This is a genomic window from Streptomyces synnematoformans (genome assembly GCF_039531005.1).
Lineage (GTDB): Bacteria > Actinomycetota > Actinomycetes > Streptomycetales > Streptomycetaceae > Streptomyces > Streptomyces synnematoformans.
This window is the reverse complement of sequence record NZ_BAAAPF010000043.1, coordinates 14632-32469: the sequence shown is the minus strand read 5'-3', so window position 1 is coordinate 32469 and position 17838 is coordinate 14632. Positions and strand designations below refer to the sequence as shown.

The 17838-nt window shown below is 74.7% G+C and carries 13 protein-coding genes and 1 tRNA gene; 4 read left to right on the top strand and 10 right to left on the bottom strand.

Annotated features, from left to right (window positions below; translation table 11 throughout):
* The first annotated feature begins 177 nt into the window (after positions 1-177).
* Together orn and ABD317_RS10455 are read left to right on the top strand one after the other, a co-directional pair.
* Positions 178-786: an oligoribonuclease gene (gene orn / locus ABD317_RS10460; RefSeq protein ID WP_078627631.1), complete on the top strand. Its 609-nt coding sequence runs from the start codon at positions 178-180 to the stop codon at positions 784-786.
* Between the two features lie 81 nt (positions 787-867).
* Positions 868-940 (top strand) — tRNA-His (locus ABD317_RS10455).
* Between the two features lie 80 nt (positions 941-1020).
* On the opposite strand, the gene ABD317_RS10450 is transcribed toward ABD317_RS10455, so the two are convergent.
* Positions 1021-1566, bottom strand: coding sequence for a CGNR zinc finger domain-containing protein (locus ABD317_RS10450; protein WP_344289514.1), 546 nt, complete (start codon positions 1564-1566; stop codon positions 1021-1023).
* Between the two features lie 83 nt (positions 1567-1649).
* Between ABD317_RS10450 and ABD317_RS10445 the strand changes: the two genes are divergently transcribed.
* Entirely contained in the window at positions 1650-2957 is a 1308-nt protein-coding gene (locus ABD317_RS10445; protein ID WP_344289513.1) for an MFS transporter, read from the top strand.
* Between the two features lie 126 nt (positions 2958-3083).
* Here ABD317_RS10445 and ABD317_RS10440 read toward each other — a convergent pair whose 3' ends face one another.
* The 5 genes from ABD317_RS10440 to ABD317_RS10420 all read right to left on the bottom strand — a co-directional run bounded on the left by ABD317_RS10440 (position 3084) and on the right by ABD317_RS10420 (position 10331).
* Positions 3084-5465, bottom strand: a complete 2382-nt coding sequence (locus ABD317_RS10440; RefSeq protein ID WP_344289512.1) for a GNAT family N-acetyltransferase — start codon at positions 5463-5465, stop codon at positions 3084-3086.
* Positions 5465-6772, bottom strand: coding sequence for a lysine N(6)-hydroxylase/L-ornithine N(5)-oxygenase family protein (locus ABD317_RS10435; RefSeq protein WP_344289511.1), 1308 nt, complete (start codon positions 6770-6772; stop codon positions 5465-5467). Before ABD317_RS10435 ends, ABD317_RS10440 begins: the two co-directional genes overlap by 1 nt.
* The gene (locus ABD317_RS10430; RefSeq protein ID WP_344289510.1) at positions 6729-8282 is read right to left on the bottom strand and encodes a pyridoxal phosphate-dependent decarboxylase family protein; all 1554 of its coding nucleotides are present in this window, start codon (positions 8280-8282) and stop codon (positions 6729-6731) included. Before ABD317_RS10430 ends, ABD317_RS10435 begins: the two co-directional genes overlap by 44 nt.
* 101 nt (positions 8283-8383) lie before the next feature.
* The gene (locus tag ABD317_RS10425) at positions 8384-9301 is read right to left on the bottom strand and encodes a siderophore-interacting protein (protein WP_344289509.1); all 918 of its coding nucleotides are present in this window, start codon (positions 9299-9301) and stop codon (positions 8384-8386) included.
* 1 nt (position 9302) lies between these two features.
* Positions 9303-10331: an ABC transporter substrate-binding protein gene (locus ABD317_RS10420; protein WP_344289508.1), complete on the bottom strand. Its 1029-nt coding sequence runs from the start codon at positions 10329-10331 to the stop codon at positions 9303-9305.
* A gap of 184 nt (positions 10332-10515) precedes the next feature.
* Between ABD317_RS10420 and ABD317_RS10415 the strand changes: the two genes are divergently transcribed.
* The gene (locus tag ABD317_RS10415; RefSeq protein WP_344289507.1) at positions 10516-11403 is read left to right on the top strand and encodes a hypothetical protein; all 888 of its coding nucleotides are present in this window, start codon (positions 10516-10518) and stop codon (positions 11401-11403) included.
* A gap of 106 nt (positions 11404-11509) precedes the next feature.
* Here the strand turns inward: ABD317_RS10415 and ABD317_RS10410 are convergent, their stop codons facing one another.
* Genes ABD317_RS10410 through ABD317_RS10395 form a run of 4 tightly spaced genes read right to left on the bottom strand, consistent with a single transcriptional unit; the run spans position 11510 to position 17837 of the window.
* Positions 11510-12688 (bottom strand): acyl-CoA dehydrogenase family protein, encoded by a 1179-nt coding sequence (locus ABD317_RS10410; protein WP_027755805.1) that lies wholly within the window; start codon positions 12686-12688, stop codon positions 11510-11512.
* Between the two features lie 6 nt (positions 12689-12694).
* A complete protein-coding gene (locus ABD317_RS10405) occupies positions 12695-13654 on the bottom strand; it encodes a hydroxymethylglutaryl-CoA lyase (RefSeq protein WP_344289506.1) in 960 nt (319 codons plus the stop codon).
* Entirely contained in the window at positions 13651-16173 is a 2523-nt protein-coding gene (locus ABD317_RS10400) for an ATP-binding protein (RefSeq protein WP_344289505.1), read from the bottom strand. The genes ABD317_RS10405 and ABD317_RS10400 overlap by 4 nt, the downstream gene beginning before the upstream one ends.
* Before the next feature lie 14 nt (positions 16174-16187).
* Positions 16188-17837, bottom strand: coding sequence for a carboxyl transferase domain-containing protein (locus ABD317_RS10395; protein ID WP_344289504.1), 1650 nt, complete (start codon positions 17835-17837; stop codon positions 16188-16190).
* Position 17838 lies beyond the last annotated feature (1 nt).

Below are 17838 nucleotides of genomic sequence, written 5' to 3'. Positions count from 1 at the left end.
CCCGCAGCTGCCCGGCGGGGACGGCGGGGGCGGCGGCGCCGGGGCCGCCGCCGAGAAGCCGCAGTCCGACGCGTACGCGCCCGAGCACCCCGAGCCGCTCCCGCAGCGGCACCGCGGTGCGCTTGCGCGGCGCGCGACCGTGCCGGGCCAGCGCGACCGGCACGTAGGGTGAGGGTCATGAACGATCGGATGGTGTGGATCGACTGTGAGATGACCGGCCTCTCGCTGGCCGACGACGCGCTCGTCGAGGTGGCCGCGCTCGTCACCGACTCGGAGCTGAACGTGCTCGGCGACGGCGTCGACATCGTCATCCGGCCGCCGGCGGCCGCCCTCGCCTCCATGCCCCCGGTGGTACGCGCCATGCACACCGCCTCCGGCCTGCTCGACGAGCTGGCCGGCGGCACCACGCTGGCGGACGCGGAGCGGCAGGTGCTCGACTACGTGCGCGCGTTCGTGCCCGAGCCCGGCCGCGCCCCGCTCTGCGGCAACTCCGTCGGCACCGACCGCGGCTTCCTCAGCCGGGACATGCCGGACCTGGAGGGCCACCTGCACTACCGCATCGTGGACGTCTCCTCCGTCAAGGAGCTGGCCCGCCGCTGGTACCCCCGGGCGTACTTCAACAGCCCCGAGAAGGCCGGCAACCACCGGGCCCTGGCGGACATCAAGGAGAGCATCGCCGAGCTGCGCTACTACCGCGAGGCGGTCTTCGTCCCCGCACCGGGCCCGGATTCCGACACCGCGAAGGCCATCGCCGCCCGCCACACGCTGGCGGCGGACGGCTCGTAACCCGCCGGGGAAAGCCGGCGGCAAGCACCGCCGGCGACCCTGTACACTTCTAGTCGGCCGGTGCGGAAGCATCAGCTCACGGTGGGTGTAGCTCAGCTGGTAGAGCACCTGGTTGTGGTCCAGGTGGCCGCGGGTTCAAGTCCCGTCACTCACCCTCTCAGGTCAGGGCCCGTATCGCGGACGCGGTACGGGCCCTGACGCGTGTGGCCCGCCGCCCGCGGGTCTGGCGGGGGCTCAGCCGGAGGCGGCCGCGCGGCGGGCGGCGTAGGCGCGGGCCTTGGCGCGGTTGCCGCAGCCCTGCATCGAGCACCAGCGCTTGCTGCGGTTCTTCGACACGTCCCAGAACACCTCGTGGCAGGTGTGCTCCGCGCACCGCTTCAGGCGGGCCGCGTCGCCGGTGACCGCCAGGGTGCTCCAGGCGATGGCCAACTGCGTCACCGCCCGCTCGGCGGGTGTCCGGCCGGGGACGGGGGCGAGGGTGCCGTCGGCGGCGATGCGGACCGGGAAGCGGGTCAGCGCCGTGTCGGCGGCTGCGGTGACGGCGGGGTCGGGGGTGTCGCCGACGTGGGTGCCGAGGTGCTCGCGGATGCCGGCGCGCAGGGCTGTGCAGGCCGTGTGCAGGGCGGCGTCGGGGGCGGGGGCGTCCGGGGGGAGCAGGTCGCGGGCGGTGAACCAGGCGGCCAGCTCCGCGGGGGTGCGCAGCGCGTCCGTGCCGGCGTGGATGTCGAGGGTGTTGGCGAAGTCGGCCACCAGCTCGGCGGCCCGGGGAGGTGCGCGCATACGGACCACTTTACCGGCTATCGCGTTTGGTGGTAACTTCCTCTCACCGGCAATCGGCTTTGATGGTTAGGGGTGGGTGGGTCATGGCGGACATGTCCGCGGTGCTGGAGGACGGCCGGGTGCGGACCGGCCGGGATCCCGGGCGGCGCAACACCGCCGTGCTCGTCGCCTTCACCGCCGTCACGAACCTCGGCGACGGCGTCGTGAAGATGGCGCTGCCGCTGCTCGCCGCCCGCGCGGGCGGCTCCCCGGGGCAGGTCACCGGGGTGGCGCTGGCGATCTCGCTGCCGTGGCTGCTCGTCGCCCTGCACGCGGGCGTGCTCGTCGACCGCGTCGACCGGCGGCGGCTGCTGTGGGTGGTCAACGTGCTGCGGCTGGCCGCCATGGTGCCGCTGCTCGCCGCGGCCGCGAGCGGCCGGCTGTCCCTCGGGCTGCTGGCCGCCGCCGGGGCGGCCGTCGGGGTCGCCGACGTCGTCGCCTCCACGGCCGCCTCCGCCCTGGTCCCCGCCGCCGTGCCGCCCGCCGGGCGGGACCGGGCGAACGCCTGGATGGCGGGGGCGGAGACGGTGTTCAGCGAGTTCGCCGGGCCGTTCGTCGGCGGGCTGCTCATCGCGCTGGGCGCGGGGTACGCGCTGGGGGCGACCTGGGCGGCGTACGCCGCGGCGGCGCTCGTGCTGCTGCTGCTCGTCGGGCGGTTCCGGGCCGGGGCAGGTGCCGGGGCCGGGGGCGGGGCGTACGGCGTGGGGGGAACGGACCGGGGCGGGGCGCCGGCGTCCCCCGCCACCACCGTCAACGGGCAGATCGCCGAGGGCCTGCGCTACCTCTGGCGGCACCGCCTGCTGCGCTCCCTCTCCCTCATCCTCACCGTGCTCTCCGGCACCTGGGGCGCCTGGCTCGCCCTCATCCCGCTGTACGCCACCCGCGACATGGGCCTCACCCCCGGCGAGTACGGGGCCCTGCTCAGCGCTTTGGGCATCGGCGGGCTCCTCGGCGCGGTCACCGTCACCCGGCTGGGCCGGCTGCTGGGCCGCCGCCGCGTGATGCTCGCCGACCTCTTCGGCACCGCCGCGATGGCCGCCGTCCCGGCGCTGACCGCCGACGCCCGCGCCGTCGCCGCGGCGGCGTTCCTCGGCGGCCTCGGCGGCACGCTGTGGACGGTCAACAGCCGCACCGTCATCCAGCGGGCGGTCCCGGACGCGATGCTGGGCCGGTTCAGCTCCGCGAACCGGATGTTCGCCTGGGGCGCGATGCCGCTGGGCGCCGGGCTGGTGGGGCTGCTCGCCGAACTCGCCGGGCCGCGCGCCGCGTTCGGCTTCTTCGCGGTGGCCTCGGTGCTGACGGTGCCGTTCTTCCTGCGGGCGGCGGCCCGCGACGCGGACGCGCTGCGCTGAGCGTACGGGGGTGCCCCGTACCCCCGGGCCCGCGCGCGTGGGTCGGGTCCGCGCCCGCGCGCCCGCGTGCCCGCGCGGTGTGGGCGGCCGGGGGCAGCGGGCGCGGTGTTCTGTCGGTGGGGCGGCCTACCCTGGGGTGGGTGTGCGGGGAGCATGGGGGGCGTACGGCGCGTGCCGGGCATGCGGGGCGTACGGGGCCAGGGGGTTCCGCAGCGTTCCCACCAGCTGCAGCGCCGCCGACGGGTCGGCCAGGTCGACCATCTGCCGGTTGTCGCGCAGCTGCAGCCGGTTGAGGCACGACAGCGCGAACTCCGGCGCGAACAGGTCGTGCCGCGCGAACCTGTCCGCGAGGTCCGGCACCGACTCCCGGTAGTCCCGCGCGCACGCGGCGACCGTCCGCCAGAAGTCCTCCTCTCCCAGCACCCCGGCCTCGTCCAGCAGCGGTGCCAGGAAGCGGAAGAAGCAGTCGAAGACGTCCGTGAAGACCGACAGCAGCTGCATGTCGTCGGGCACCTCGGCCCGGATGCGCTCCGCCGTCGGCGGCAGCGGCAGGTCCGGGTCCATGACCACGACCTCCTCCGCGATGTCCTTGAACAGCGCGCGCTCCACCGCGCCCGCCTCGTCCAGGACGAGGATGACGTTCTCGCCGTGCGGCATGAACGCCAGCCCGTACGCGTAGAAGGCGTGCAGCAGCGGCGTCAGGTACGCGTCGAGATAGCGGCGCAGCCACACCTCCGGTGCCAGCCCCGAGCCCTCGACCAGCTCCGCCACCAGCGGCCGGCCGGCCCGGTCGGTGTGCAGCAGCGCCGCCATCGTGGCGAGCCGCTGCCCCTCGGCCAGCCGCGGCACCGGGCTCTCCCGCCACAGCGCGGCGAGCATCTTGCGGTACGGCGAGCCGGGGGGCGTGGCGGCCTCGTACGCCTCGTGGCGGTAGCCGACGGCGGCCAGCTCGCGCAGGACCACCAGGCCCGTGCCGCGCAGCACCTCGTCCTGCTCGACCAGCCCGGCGACCCAGTCGTTGATCGCCGGGGTGGCCTCCATGTACGCGGCCGACAGACCCCGCATGAAGCCCATGTTGAGCACGGACAGCGCGGTCTTGACGTAGTGCCGCCGGGGCGCGGAGGTGTTGAAGAAGGTGCGTATCGACTGCTGCGGCTGGTACGTGTCCTCGCTCTCGCCGAGGTACACCAGCCGGCGGGCCGCGACCTCGCCCGCGAACGTGACCGAGAGCTTGTGCTCCCACTGCCAGGGGTGCACGGGCATCAGCAGGTAGTCGTCCGGGTCGAGGCCCAGGGCGCGCAGCCGGGCGGCGAACCCGTCGCGCAGGTCCTCGCCCAGCTCGGTGCGGAGCAGCGTGTCGTAGTCGAGGCCGGCCGCGCAGGTGAAGGCGGCCCGGTCGCGGTGGGCGGCGAGCCAGACGAGGCGGGTGCGGGCGCCGGTCTCGGGGGCGTACGCGCGGTAGTCCGCGGCGCCCAGGCCGAGGCGGCCGTTGTTGGCGACGAAGCAGGGGTGGCCCTCGGTCATCCCCGCCTCGATCCGCTGGAAGTCCGCCGCCGCCAGCCCGGTGTCGGCGTCCTCCGGCCGGGCGAGCTTGTACGCGGTGCCCGCCAGCGTGGAGGTGATCTCCTCCAGGTACACGGGCAGCACCTCGGCGCTCAGCCCCAGCGGCTCCCGGAGTTCGGTGAAGAACCGGAGCGCGTCGAGCCCGGAGCCGCCGGGCGGGTCGCCGGGCGCGTGCCGGGTGACGGTGCGCGGGTCGACGCGCCAGTGGTCCAGCGCGTAGCGGCGGGCCTCGAGGCGGTACTCGGCGTCCCCGGCCCGCAGCGCGTACGAGCCGACCCCGCGCGGCTCGGGCGTCAGCAGCCGCTCGTGGGCGAACTCGCCGATGGCCTTGGCCAGCAGCCGGCGGGTGGCCTCCGCCCACCGGTCGGGGGTGAGGTGGCCGGTGGCGTCGGGCGGCCCGGCCGCCGCCGCCCGCGCGGCGGCGAACTGCTCGCGGGTGCAGAAGCTCAGCAGCGCCTCCTTCCCCGGGGCTCCGGGCCCTCCCGGCATCCGCACCCGGCTGGCCACGCGGAAGCCGACGGCCTCGTTGAGCGCGTGCACGGCGGTGTTGCGCACGTCGGGCTCGACCACGACCCGGCGCACCGCCGGGTCGGTGAACAGCCACTCCATGACCGCCGTGATGACCGCCCGGGTGAAGCCGTGCACGGGCTTCCCGGCCGGGGCGGTGAGGAAGTGCATCCCGACGTCGCCGTCCGCGGCGTCGTAGACGCCGACCAGCTCGCGGTGCGCGGGATCGTAGCGCTCGGCGAGGAAGGCGGGGACGCCGTCGGCGAGGCCGAGGAAGGCGTCGTGGTGCGGATCGGCGGCGATCCGCGCGTACTCCTTCTCGACCTCCGGCAGCGTGCAGTCCTGCATCAGCCAGAACGCGGCCTTGGGGTGGGTGACCCAGGCGTGCAGCAGCGGCGCGTCCCGGACCGGGTCGAGGGGGCGCAGGGTGAGGTTCATCAGGCCGGCGCTCCGAACTCCTGGAAGGCGATGGACTTCTCGATCGGGTAGACCTCGCGGCCGGCGATCTCCCGGATGATGCAGGAGTTGCGGTACGCGGCCATGCCGAGGTCGGGGGCGGCGAAGCCGTGGGTGTGCAGCTCGGCGTTCTGCACGAAGACCTCGCGGCCCGCGTGGTCGACGGTGTAGTTGCGGGCGACCGCGAAGCGGCCCCGCTCGTCGCGCGCCAGGCGGTCGGCGATGCCGGCGAGGAAGGGCGGCTCCGCGTAGCGGTAGCCGGTGGCCAGCACCAGCCCCTGGGTGGCCAGGTCGAAGTCCCGGCCCTGCTCCTCGTGGCGCAGGCCCAGGGTGTACGTGCCGTCCGCGTACCCGGCGGAGACCAGGGCGGTGTTGGTCAGCAGCCGGGTCGGCACCGGGCCGCGGCGGGACTTGGCGTACAGCAGGTCGAAGATCGCGTCGATCAGCTCGGTGTTGATGCCCTTGTAGAGGTTCTTCTGCGCGGGGCCGAGCCGGTCGCGGACGGGCGCGGGCAGCGCGTGGAAGTAGTCGACGTACTCGGGCGAGGTCATCTCCAGCGTCAGCTTGGTGTACTCCAGCGGGAAGAACCGCGGCGAGCGGGTCACCCAGGTGAGGTGGAAGCCGCCGGGGGTGAGGTCCTGCAGCAGGTCGTAGTAGATCTCGGCGGCGCTCTGCCCGCTGCCGACGACGGTGACCGACTCCTTGGCGCGCAGGCTCTCCCGGTGCTCCAGATAGCGGCTGTTGTGGATCAGGTCGCCGCCGAGGCCCCGGCAGGGTTCGGGCACGTACGGCGGCGTGCCGGTGCCCAGCACCAGCCGCCGCCCGCGGTACTCGCCGCGGGGGGTGCGGACGAGGTACGTGCCGTCCGCCGCGTCCCGGGTGACGGCGGTGACCTCCTCGCCGAAGCGGATCCCGGGAAGTTTGGCGGCGGCCCAGCGGCAGTAGTCGTTGAACTCCTCGCGCAGCGGATAGAAGCTCTCGCGGATGTAGAACGCGTACAGCCGCCCGGTTTCCTTCAGATAGTTGAGGAAGGAGTACGGGGACGTGGGGTCGGCCAGCGTGACCAGGTCGGACAGGAACGGCGTCTGCAGCGTGCTGCCTTCGATGAACATCCCGGAGTGCCAGTCGAAGTCGGGCTTGCGCTCCAGGAAGACGCCGTCGAGGCCGTCGACCGGCTCGGTGAGGCAGGCCAGGCCCAGGTTGAACGGGCCGAGGCCGACGGCGACGAAGTCGTGGACGCGGTGTTCAGCGCGTGGGGACCGCGGAGGCGGCGGGGACGTCGGGGACAAGGGATTCTCCCGTGTAGGCGGCGGCGTACTCGGCTATGAGGTCGAGGACCGCGGCGAGGTCCTCGGTCGTGGTCTCGGGGTTGAGCAGCGTGAACTTCAGGTGGTGCCGGCCGTCGACCTTGGTGCCGGCGACGAGCGCGGCGCCGGAGGCGGCCAGCTGCTCGCGCGCGTACAGGTTGGCGGCGTCGACGAGGTCGGGGTCGGTGAGCGCGGGGTCGGCTGGATCGGGGCCGGTGCCGGACGGGCCGGCGGCGGCGCCCGGGACGTAGCGGAAGACCAGCGTGGACAGCTGCGGCCGGACGACGACCTCGAAGCGGGGGTCGGCGTCGAGCAGCCGCCAGCCGGCGCCGGCGAGGTCGCAGACCTCGTCGAAGAGCCGGCCGACGCCGTCGGCGCCCATGACGCGCAGCGTCAGCCACAGCTTGAGCGCGTCGAACCGGCGGGTGGTCTGCAGGGACTTGTCGACCTGGTTGGGGATCTGCTCGGCGGCCATGCGCTCGGGGTTGAGGTAGTCGGCGTGGTACGTCGCGTGCCGCAGGGTCGCCCGGTCCCGTACCAGCACGGCCGACGAACTGACCGGCTGGAAGAAGGCCTTGTGGAAGTCGACGGTCACCGAGTCGGCGCGCTCGATGCCGGCGAGCAGGTGCCGGCGGCGGCCGGAGACCAGGAGCCCGCAGCCGTACGCCGCGTCCACGTGCAGCCACACGCCGTACCCGGCGCACAGCCCGGCGATCTGCGGCAGCGGGTCGACACTGCCGAAGTCGGTGGTGCCGGCGGTGGCGACGACGGCCATGGGGACCAGGCCGTCGCGCTGGAGTCCGGCGAGCGCCGCGGCCAGCGCGTCGGGCCGCATCCGGCGCTCGGCGTCGCACGGCACCTCGACGACGGCCTCCTCGCCGAGGCCGAGCAGCACGGCGGCCTTGCGGACGCTGAAGTGGCCGTGCGCGGAGGCGAGGATGCGCAGCCGGGGGAGGATCTCGGGGGTGCGCAGGCCGGCGCCCCGCTGTTTGCGTACGCCGTCGCAGGCCTCCTCGCGGGCGAGCAGCAGCGCGTGCAGGTTGGACTGGGTGCCGCCGGAGGTGAACACGCCGTCCGCGGCCGGGCCGAGGCCGATGCGGGCCGTGGTCCAGTCGACGAGGCGGCGCTCGATGAGGGTGGCGCCGGCGGACTGGTCCCAGGTGTCGAGGGAGGAGTTGACGGCGGCGAGCACCGCCTCGCCGAGCACGGCGGGGATGACGACGGGGCAGTTGAGGTGGGCGAGGTAGCGCGGGTGGTGGAAGTAGACGGCGTCGCGCAGGTAGAGCCGGTCCAGCTCGGCGAGGGCGGCGTCGGCGTCGCCGAGCGGGTGGTCGAGGTCGACGGCGTCGACGACGGGGGCGAGTGCGGGGGGTGTGATGCCCGTGAACGGGCGGTCTGCATGGGCCAGTCGGGCCGCGATGTGCTCGACGCCTGCGGTGACCGTACGACGGTAGGTGCCGGCGGTGCGGTCGTTGAGCAGGTGGGACCTCATGGATGCTGTCCTCACGACGGGGGCCAGAAACTTAGGTAAGCCTAACCTAAGTAATTGGTCCTAGGTCCCTCGCCCCCGCCGTTTCGGCCACTCCCGCCGGTTCACCCCGCCGCGGCCTCGCCTTCGGCCCCGGTCTCGCCCTCGTCCGGGGCCTCGTAGCGGAACTGGTCCTCCGAGGCGCCGCGGCGCCAGTAGCCGGTGAAGGAGACCGCGCGGCGGTCGAACTCCCGCTCCCGGACGAGCTGCCGGCGCAGTTCCCGCACCATCCCCGCCTCGCCGGCGAGCCAGGCGTACGGCGTTCCCGCGGGCAGCTCCGCGGCGCGCAGCGCGTCGACCACGCCGGCGGTGTCGCCGGTGAGCCAGCTGATCTCGGCGTCCGCGGCGGTGTGCAGCTTGATCGCGTCGTCGGCGTGCGGCACGCGGATCCACACCTTCGCCGGCAGCCCCGCGGGCAGCGACTCCAGGATCGCGGCGGCGGCGGGCAGCGCGGTCTCGTCGGCGGCCACGATGACGTAATCCGCACCCTCCGGCAGCCGGAAGCGCACGCCGGTGTTGTCCGGAACGGCGGGGCCCAGGGCGATGATCCAGTCGCCGGGGCCGGCGTCGCCCGCCCACTGCGCGGCGGGGCCCGCGGGGTCGGTGTGCAGCACGAAGTCGATGTCGACCTCGCCGGGGCGCTGCGCGCGCACGGTGTACGAGCGCAGCACGGCCCGTTCCCCGGGGTCGAGCGCGCGGTACTCGTTGAACCAGTCCGGGCCCGTCGGCATCACCGGCTCCGCCTGGCCGGGGTGCGGCAGGAAGAGCGACAGGCTCTGGTCGCACCCGCCGGAGGCGAAGCCGTCGAGCCCGCCGGTGCCGCCGGTGCCGTCGCCGCCGGTGAAGGTGATGCGCAGGAGCGTCGGGCTGAGCCGCTCGGTGCGGGCGACTTCGAGGCGGAAGAAGCGGAACGGCTCCGCGGCCGCGGCGTCCTCTGCCGGTTCGGCCTGCTCCTCCGTCTGCGTGGTCGGTTCCGTGGTCACGTCAGCTCACCTTTCTGGCGTTTTCAAGGGCTTCGGCCAGGTCATCGAGGACCGGCGCGCATTTGTCGTACGAGTAGACGGGCTCGGTGACGCGGGAGACGACCTGGCCCGCCCGCACCGCGGGCAGCCGCTCCCAGGTGGGCTTGTCCGCCAGGGCGGCGGGCTGGAGCGTGGCGGTGCGGTTGTCCAGCATGATCAGGTCGGCGTCGTACTTGTCGACGTTCTCCCAGCTCAGCTCCTCGAACCAGCCGCCGCTGTTCTCCTTCGCCGCCTCCGGGGGCTCGACGAAGTTCACGCCGAGCTGCTTGAAGTACTCCAGGTCGGCGGAGAGGTTCGTGCCGGAGACGTAGAAGAGGTCGGCGCTGCCGGAGCCGACGAGGACCCGGATGTCCTTCCGGCTCTTCGCCGCCCGCCGCAGCCGCCCGGCGGCGTCCTCGAAGCGCTTCCTGGCCGCCCTGATCTCCGCGGAGCCGGTGTCGGCGCCGAGCGCTCCGGCGAGCCGCAGCATGCGCTCCAGCGGCTCGGTCATGGGGCGGTCGTAGACGCTGACGGCCACGCTGGGCGCCAGCCGCAGGATCTTGTCGGCGGACTCCTCCGGCACGTACCAGAGGGTGCCGGCGTCGTCGAACGTCGGGGCGACCAGCAACTCGGGCGCGAGCGCCGCGTACTTCTCGACGTTGAACTGGCCCCAGGTGTTGCCGAGTACCTCCAGCTCGTCGACGTTCAGATCGCCGGCCTGCACGTCCGGCTCGCCGCCCTTCGTCGTGGTCGGGCCGAACACCCCGGCGCACCTGATGCCGTAGTCGTGCAGCGCGGCGGCGGTGCCCGTGAAGGCGACGATGGTCTGCGGCGTTCCGTCCGCCTTCACCGTCTTGTCGCGGTCGTCCGTGAACGACCAGGGGCCGCCCTCCGTGCCGCCGCCGGAGCCGCTGTCGTCGCCGCAGGCGGAGAGGAGCGCGGTGAGGCCGGCGGCGCCGCCGGCGGCGAGCAGGCCGCGGCGGGAGAGCCTGCGGGTGCGGGCGTGGGGCATGCGGATCTCTTTCGTGCGTACGGGACCCTGCGGGCCGACAACGCAGCTTAGGCTAACCTAACCTAACTCTCCTTCCCAGGGGGTGGGCCGCGTCTCGGCCATCGGCCGCAGGGGAGAAGGGAGCCGAAACCGCCCGGGGCCCGTCCCACCGGGGACAGGGGTGTGCACGGGAACGGAGGCGGGGATGCGGGTCGGCGGCGGAATTGCGGGGACGGTGCTGGCGTTGGGGCTCGCCGTGGCGGCGGCGGGCTGCGGCACGGAGGACGGCGCGGCGGGCTCGCTCGTCATCGAGGGCGAGGCGCCCGCGGCGCCGTACGACGGGCCGCTGTACCTGCCGCCGGCGCCGGAGTGGGAGGGCGAAGGGGAGCCGGGCCCGGAGGAGATGATGGCCATGGCGGGGGCCGCCGGCCGGGCACTGGAGTGCGACGGCGACATCTACCTGGGCGGTCGGAGTGACCCGTGGCCCTCGGACGGCGGCGGCGCGACGCCCGAGGAGGGGCTCGCCTGGCACTGGTCCGTCAACGGCGAGGAACCGCCGTCGTACGGCTTCCGCATCGAGCGCAAGGAGAAGAACCGGGTGCTGTTCTCGCACGATGTGGACGGGCGGACCAAGGAGGCCGTGATCGTCGCCAAGGACCGCGAGGACCGGCCGGGCTGGGGCCCGGAGACCACCGCCCGGTGCGATCCCGCGGAGTTCGAACCGGCCGCCGACGCCGACGGGTTCCGGGAGATCTGGACCGACGGGCGGGGCGACCGGGTGCCGGTCACCCGGGTGACCAGCAACCGTGGCCCGGAGCACTGCGACTGGCAGACGGCGCACTTCCTGACCCTGGGCGAGGACGCGCACGGCGGCGGCGCGACGTACGTCCGCGACCCGGAGGGCGTGCTGCCGGAGGAGATGCTCGCCGAGCCGTACGACGGCGACGTCGAACTGCCCGGCCGCGCCCGGGACACCGGCTACCGGCTCGACGACTGGCGGCTGTGGGTGGACGACGAGGACGGCTCCCGGGTCTACGTGCGCACGCCGGACGGCGTGGAGGCGTGGCCGCGGGCGGAGGGCGGCTGCGCGTGAGGCGCGCCGTCCGGCCCGGGCGCCGGCGGCAATGCGCACCCGTGCGGGCCGGTGCGTACGGCCGCCCCGTCCCGCCCGGTGGCGGGACCGGGGGTCCGTGTGTCTGTCAGGGCGTGGGCGGCAGGCCCAGCTCGCGGGCGATCAGCATGCGCTGCACCTCGCTCGTGCCCTCGCCGATCTCCAGGATCTTCGCGTCCCGCCACATCCGCGCCACCGGGTACTCGTTCATGAACCCGTACCCGCCGTGGATCTGCGTCGCCTCCCGCGCGTTGTCCACCGCCACCGTCGAGGTGTGCAGCTTCGCCAGCGCCGCCGCCTTCTTGAACGGCTCACCGTGCACCAGCCGCGACGCCGCGTCCCGCCACGCCAGGCGGGACGTGTGGGCGCGCAGCTCCATGTCGGCCAGCTTGAACTGGATGGCCTGGTTGGCGCCGATCGGCCGGCCGAAGGCGTGGCGCTGCTGCGCGTACGTCAGCGACTCGTCGACGCAGCCCTGCGCCAGGCCGGTGGCCAGCGCGGCGATCGCGATGCGGCCCTCGTCCAGGATCCGCAGGAACTGGGCGTAGCCGCGGCCGCGTTCGCCGAGGAGGTTCGCGGCCGGGACGCGGACGTCGGCGAAGGACAGCTCGCGGGTGTCGGAGGCGTTCCAGCCGACCTTGGAGTACGGGGCCGCGACGGTGAAGCCCGGGGTGCCGGACGGCACGATGATCGCGGAGATCTCCGGCTTGCCGGACTCGTCGCGGCCGGTGACGGCGGTGACGGTGACCAGGCCGGTGACGTCCGTCCCGGAGTTGGTGATGAAGCACTTCGTGCCGTTGATCACCCACTCGCCGGCGGCCTCGTCGAGGCGCGCCGTCGTGCGCGTACCGCCCGCGTCCGAGCCGCACTCCGGCTCCGTCAGCCCGAACGCGCCCAGCATCTCGCCGGAGCAGAGCTTCGGCAGCCAGGTGCGCTTCTGCTCCTCCGTACCGAAGTGGTAGACCGGCATCGCGCCCAGCGAGCAGGCCGCCTCCAGCGTGATGGCCACCGAGGAGTCGACCCGCGCCAGCTCCTCCAGCACGAGGCCCAGCGCCAGGTAGTCGCCGCCCATCCCGCCGTACTCCTCCGGGAACGGCAGCCCGAAGAGGCCCATGCGGCCCATCTCGCGCACGATGTCGTACGGGAACTCGTGCCGCTCGTAGTAGTCGCCGATCTTCGGCGCCACCACGTCGTGCGCGAACTCCTCGACCGTGCGGCGGAGCTGCTCCAACTCGGGGGACAGGCGGTGGTCGAGCGTCGGCGTCATCGGGGATCACTCCTTGTGGGAGAGGGCGGTCACGGTGCGGGACGGGCTCGGGCGGCCGAGGCGTTCGGCCATCCAGACGCTGGTGGCGACGAGCCGGTCGAGGTCGACGCCGGTCTCGACGCCGAGCCCCTGCAGCATCCACACGAGGTCTTCGGTGGCGAGGTTGCCCGTGGCGCTCTTCGCGAACGGGCAGCCGCCGAGGCCGCCGGCGGAGGCGTCGACGGTGGTGACGCCGTGCTGCAGCGCGGCGAGGGTGTTGGCCAGGGCCTGGCCGTACGTGTCGTGGAAGTGGACGCTGATCGTCGACCGGGTGTCGGCGCCGAGGCCGTCGTCGGCGAGGGCGGTGAGCAGCGCGGCGACGTGGCCGGGGGTGGCGACGCCGACGGTGTCGCCGAGGCTCAGCTCGTCGCAGCCCATGTCGGCGAGCGCGCGGGCGGTGCGTACCACCTGGGCGAGGGGGACGGCGCCCTCCCAGGGGTCGCCGAAGCACATCGACAGATAGCCGCGGACGTGCAGGCCGTCGGCCTTGGCCGCGGCGACGACCGGGGCGAACATCGCCAGGGACTCGTCGACGGACCGGTTGAGGTTGCGGCGGGCGAAGGTCTCGGTGGCGCTGGCGAAGACGGCGACGCGGCGGGCGCCGAGGGCGGTGGCGCGCTCCAGACCGCGGGTGTTGGGGACGAGGACGGGCAGGTGGACGTCGCCGGCGTCGTGCAGGTCGGCGAGGCGCGGGAAGAGGTCCTCGGCGTCCGCGAGCTGAGGGACCCACTTCGGGTGGACGAAGCTCGTCGCCTCGACGGTGGTGAGGCCGGCGGCGGCGAGGCGGTGCACGAACTCGGCCTTGACGTCGGTGGGGACGGTGGTCTTCTCGTTCTGCAGCCCGTCGCGGGGGCCGACCTCGTGGATACGGACCCGGGCGGGCAGGCCGGCGGCGGGGACGCGCATGGGGAGGGGGGTGCCGGTCATCGCGGGGCCTCCGGGTCTCGGCGGTCGTCGTCTCTGCCTGCGGCGTCTGCGCCTGCGTCCGCGTCGCCTTCGCCTTCGTCCGGTACGACGATCGCGAGCACCTGGTCCATGGCCACGGTCCCGCCGGCGGCGACGTCCAGCGCGGCGACGGTGCCGGCGTGCGGGGCGGCGATGACGTGCTCCATCTTCATCGCCTCGACGACGAGCAGGCTCTGCCCGGCGGCGACGTGGTCGCCGACGGCGGCCTTGACGACGGTCACGGTGCCGGGCATGGGCGCGGTCAGCGCGTCCGCCCCGGCGGCGAGGGCGCCGCCGCGGAGTGCGGCCTCGACGGGGTCGTGGTCGGCGAGGTGCCAGGCGTCGCCGCCGCGGCCGAGCCAGATCCCGTCGGGGGAGGGGGCGAAGGAGAACCGGTGGGTGACGCCGCCGAGTTCGAGGGTGACGCCGGTGTCGTCGGCGTGCGTGAGCCGGGCCGGGAGGGGTTCCCCGACCCCGCCCCTTCCCGAAACTCGGGGGCTCCGCCCCCGAGACCCCCCGCGGGGTTCTGCCCCGGGACCCCGGCGGGGCTCTGCCCCCGCACCCTCGCGGGGTTCTGCCCCGGGACCCCGGCGGGGTTCTGCCCCGGGACCCTCGCGGGGTTCTGCCCCGGGACCCCGGCGGGGTTCTGCCCCGGGACCTCCGCGGGGCTCTGCCCCGGCACCTCCGCGGGGCTCCGTCCTGGCACCCCGGCGGGGCTCCGCCCCGGGATCCCGGCGGCGTTCTGTCCCCGCATCCTCGCGGGGTTCTGCCCCGGCATCCCCGCGGGGTTCTGCCCCGGGACCCCGGCGGGGCTCTGCCCCGGCACTCCCGCCGGGCTCCGCCCCGGCGTCGTCCGGCACACCGGGGGGCTGGGGCTCAGCCCCGGTCTGCACCTCGGCGTCCGATGCCAGGCCCCGTACCCGTACCGCCACCGGGTCCCGTCCCGGTACGCGGAACCACCGCTCCGTCCACGCCGGCGGGCCGCCCGCGCGCCAGCCCGACGGCTCCGCGAACGGGTCCGTCCAGCCGTCCGGACCCGCGGGCTCCCGCGCCGCCGACTCCAGCGCCGACTGCGCCAGCAGCCCCGCCGCCGCGTACGCCGCCGCCGGGGCCGGGGCCGTCGCCAGGCGGGCCGCGTCGCGGTCGACCAGGCCCGTGTCCAGGTCACCCGCCGCCACCGCCGGGTGCGCCAGCAGCCGCCGCAGGAAGCCGGTGTTCGTGTCCAGGCCCAGCACCACCGTGTCCGCCAGCGCCGCCCGCAGCCGGCGCAGCGCGGCGGTGCGGTCCGGGCCCCAGGCGATGACCTTCGCCAGCATCGGGTCGTAGGCCGTGCCCACCTCCGTGCCCTCCGACAGCCCCGAGTCGACCCGCACGCCGGGGCCGGACGGCTCGCGCAGCAGCCGCACCCGGCCCGCGGACGGCAGGAAGTCGACCCGCTCGCCGTCCTCCGCGACCCGGGCCGTCTCCGCGCAGATTCGCGCCTCCACGGCGTGCCCGTCCAGGGCGACGTCGGCGGACGTGAACGGCAGCCGCTCGCCGGCCGCCACCCGCAGCTGCCACTCCACCAGGTCGAGCCCCGTGACCAGCTCCGTGACCGGGTGCTCGACCTGCAGCCGCGTGTTCATCTCCATGAAGTAGTACGCCACCGGCCCCGAGCCCGCGCCGCCGCCCGGCACGATGAACTCCACCGTGCCCGCGCCCGCGTACCCGCACGACCGCGCCGCCGCCACCGCCGCCGCGCCCATCGCCGCCCGGGTCTCCTCGTCCAGCAGCGGCGACGGCGCCTCCTCGACGATCTTCTGGTGCCGCCGCTGGAGCGAGCACTCGCGCTCCGCGAGGTGCACCACGTTCCCGTGGCCGTCCGCCAGCACCTGGATCTCGATGTGCCGCGGCCGGTCGATCCACCGCTCCACCAGCAGCGTGTCGTCGCCGAACGAGCCGCGCGCCTCGCGCCGCGCGCCCGCGACCGCGTCCGCCAGCGCGCCCTCGTCCCGTACCAGCCGCATGCCCTTGCCGCCGCCGCCCGCCGAGGGCTTCAGCAGCACCGGCATGCCGATCTTCCGCGCCGCCGCGGCCAGCTCGCCGTCCGTCAGCCCGCTGCCCGACGAACCCGGCACCACCGGCACGCCCGCCGCCCGCACCGTCTCCTTCGCGCGGATCTTGTCGCCCATCAGCTCGACCGCCCCGGCCGGCGGGCCGACGAAGACCAGCCCCGCCGCCGTGCAGGCCCGCGCGAACCCGGCGTTCTCGGCGAGGAACCCGTACCCCGGGTGCACCGCCTCGGCGCCCGTCTCGCGCGCCGCGCGCAGCAGTTCGTCGACGGACAGATAGCTCTCGATCCGCACGGCGGTGCCGCCGGCCGCGGTGGCCGCGCGCACGTGCGGCGCGTCCGCGTCCGGGCCGGTGAACACGGCCGCCGGGCGGATCCCGAGCGCCCGCAGCGTACGGATGACCCGTACGGCGATCTCGCCCCGGTTGGCCAGCAGAACGGTCTCGAACATCGCCACCCTCCCCCTCACATCCGGAAGACGCCGAAGCCCTGCGCCGCGCCGTCCCTGGCGGGCAGCGGCGCGTGGGCGCAGGCGGTCAGCGCGAGCCCCAGCACCCGGCGGGTGTCCAGCGGGTCGATGACGCCGTCGTCCCACAGCCGGGCGGTCGCGTAGTAGGCATTGCCCTGGGTCTCGTACTGCTCGCGGACGGGCGCCTTGAACTCGTCCTCCGCCGCCGCGGACCACTCCTCGCCGCGCGCCTCCAGCTGGTCGCGCTTGACGGTCGCGAGGACGGACGCGGCCTGCTCGCCGCCCATGACGGAGATCTTCGCGTTGGGCCACATCCACAGGAAGCGGGGCGAGTAGGCCCGGCCGCACATCGAGTAGTTGCCGGCGCCGTACGAGCCGCCGATGACGACCGTCAGCTTCGGCACCCGCGTGCACGCCACCGCCGTCACCATCTTGGCGCCGTGCTTGGCGATGCCGCCGGCCTCGTAGCTGCGGCCGACCATGAAGCCGGAGATGTTCTGCAGGAACAGCAGCGGGATGCCGCGCTGGTCGCACAGCTCGACGAAGTGGGCGCCCTTCTGGGCGGACTCGGAGAACAGGATGCCGTTGTTGGCGACGATGCCCACGGCGTGGCCGTGGACGCGGGCGAAGCCGGTGACGAGCGTCGTGCCGTACTCGGCCTTGAACTCCTGGAAGCGCGAGCCGTCGACGATCCGGGCGATGACCTCGCGCACGTCGTACGGGGTCCGCGAGTCGACCGGCACGGCGCCGTACAGCCCGGCGGGGTCGTGCTTCGGCGCCACGGCGGCGCGCACGGACCAGGGGGGCGGGCCGGGCTCGGGGAGGGTGTCGACGATGCCGCGGACGATGCGCAGCGCGTGCGGGTCGTCCTCGGCGAGGTGGTCGGTGACGCCGGAGGTGCGGGAGTGGACCTCGCCGCCGCCCAGCTCCTCGGCGCTGACGACCTCGCCGGTCGCGGCCTTCACCAGGGGCGGGCCGCCGAGGAAGATCGTGCCCTGGTCGCGGACGATGACGGCCTCGTCGCTCATCGCCGGGACGTACGCGCCGCCGGCGGTGCAGGAGCCGAGGACCGCGGCGATCTGCGGGATGCCGGCGCCGGACATGCGGGCCTGGTTGTAGAAGATCCGGCCGAAGTGCTCGCGGTCGGGGAAGACCTCGTCCTGCATGGGCAGGAACGCGCCGCCGGAGTCGACGAGGTAGACGCAGGGCAGCCGGTTCTCCAGCGCGACCTCCTGGGCGCGCAGGTGCTTCTTGACCGTCATCGGGTAGTACGTGCCCCCCTTGACGGTGGCGTCGTTGGCGACGACGACGCAGGTCCGGCCGCTGACCCGGCCGATGCCGGCGATGATGCCCGCGGCGGGCGCGTCGTCGCCGCCGGGGCCGTACATGCCGTCGGCGGCGAGCGGCGCCAGCTCCAGGAACGGCGAGCCGGGGTCGAGCAGGCCGTCCACGCGGTCGCGGGGGAGCAGCTTGCCGCGGGCGGTGTGCCGGGCGCGGGCCTTCTCGCCGCCACCGGCGCGGGCGGCGGCGAGCTTGTCGTGCAGCTCGTCGGCGAGGGCGCGGTGCGCCGCCTCGTTCGTGCGCCAGGCGGCGGCGCCCGGGCCTGCGGGGTCCGCGGCGGTTGTCAGCACGGGTGCGTGGTCCACG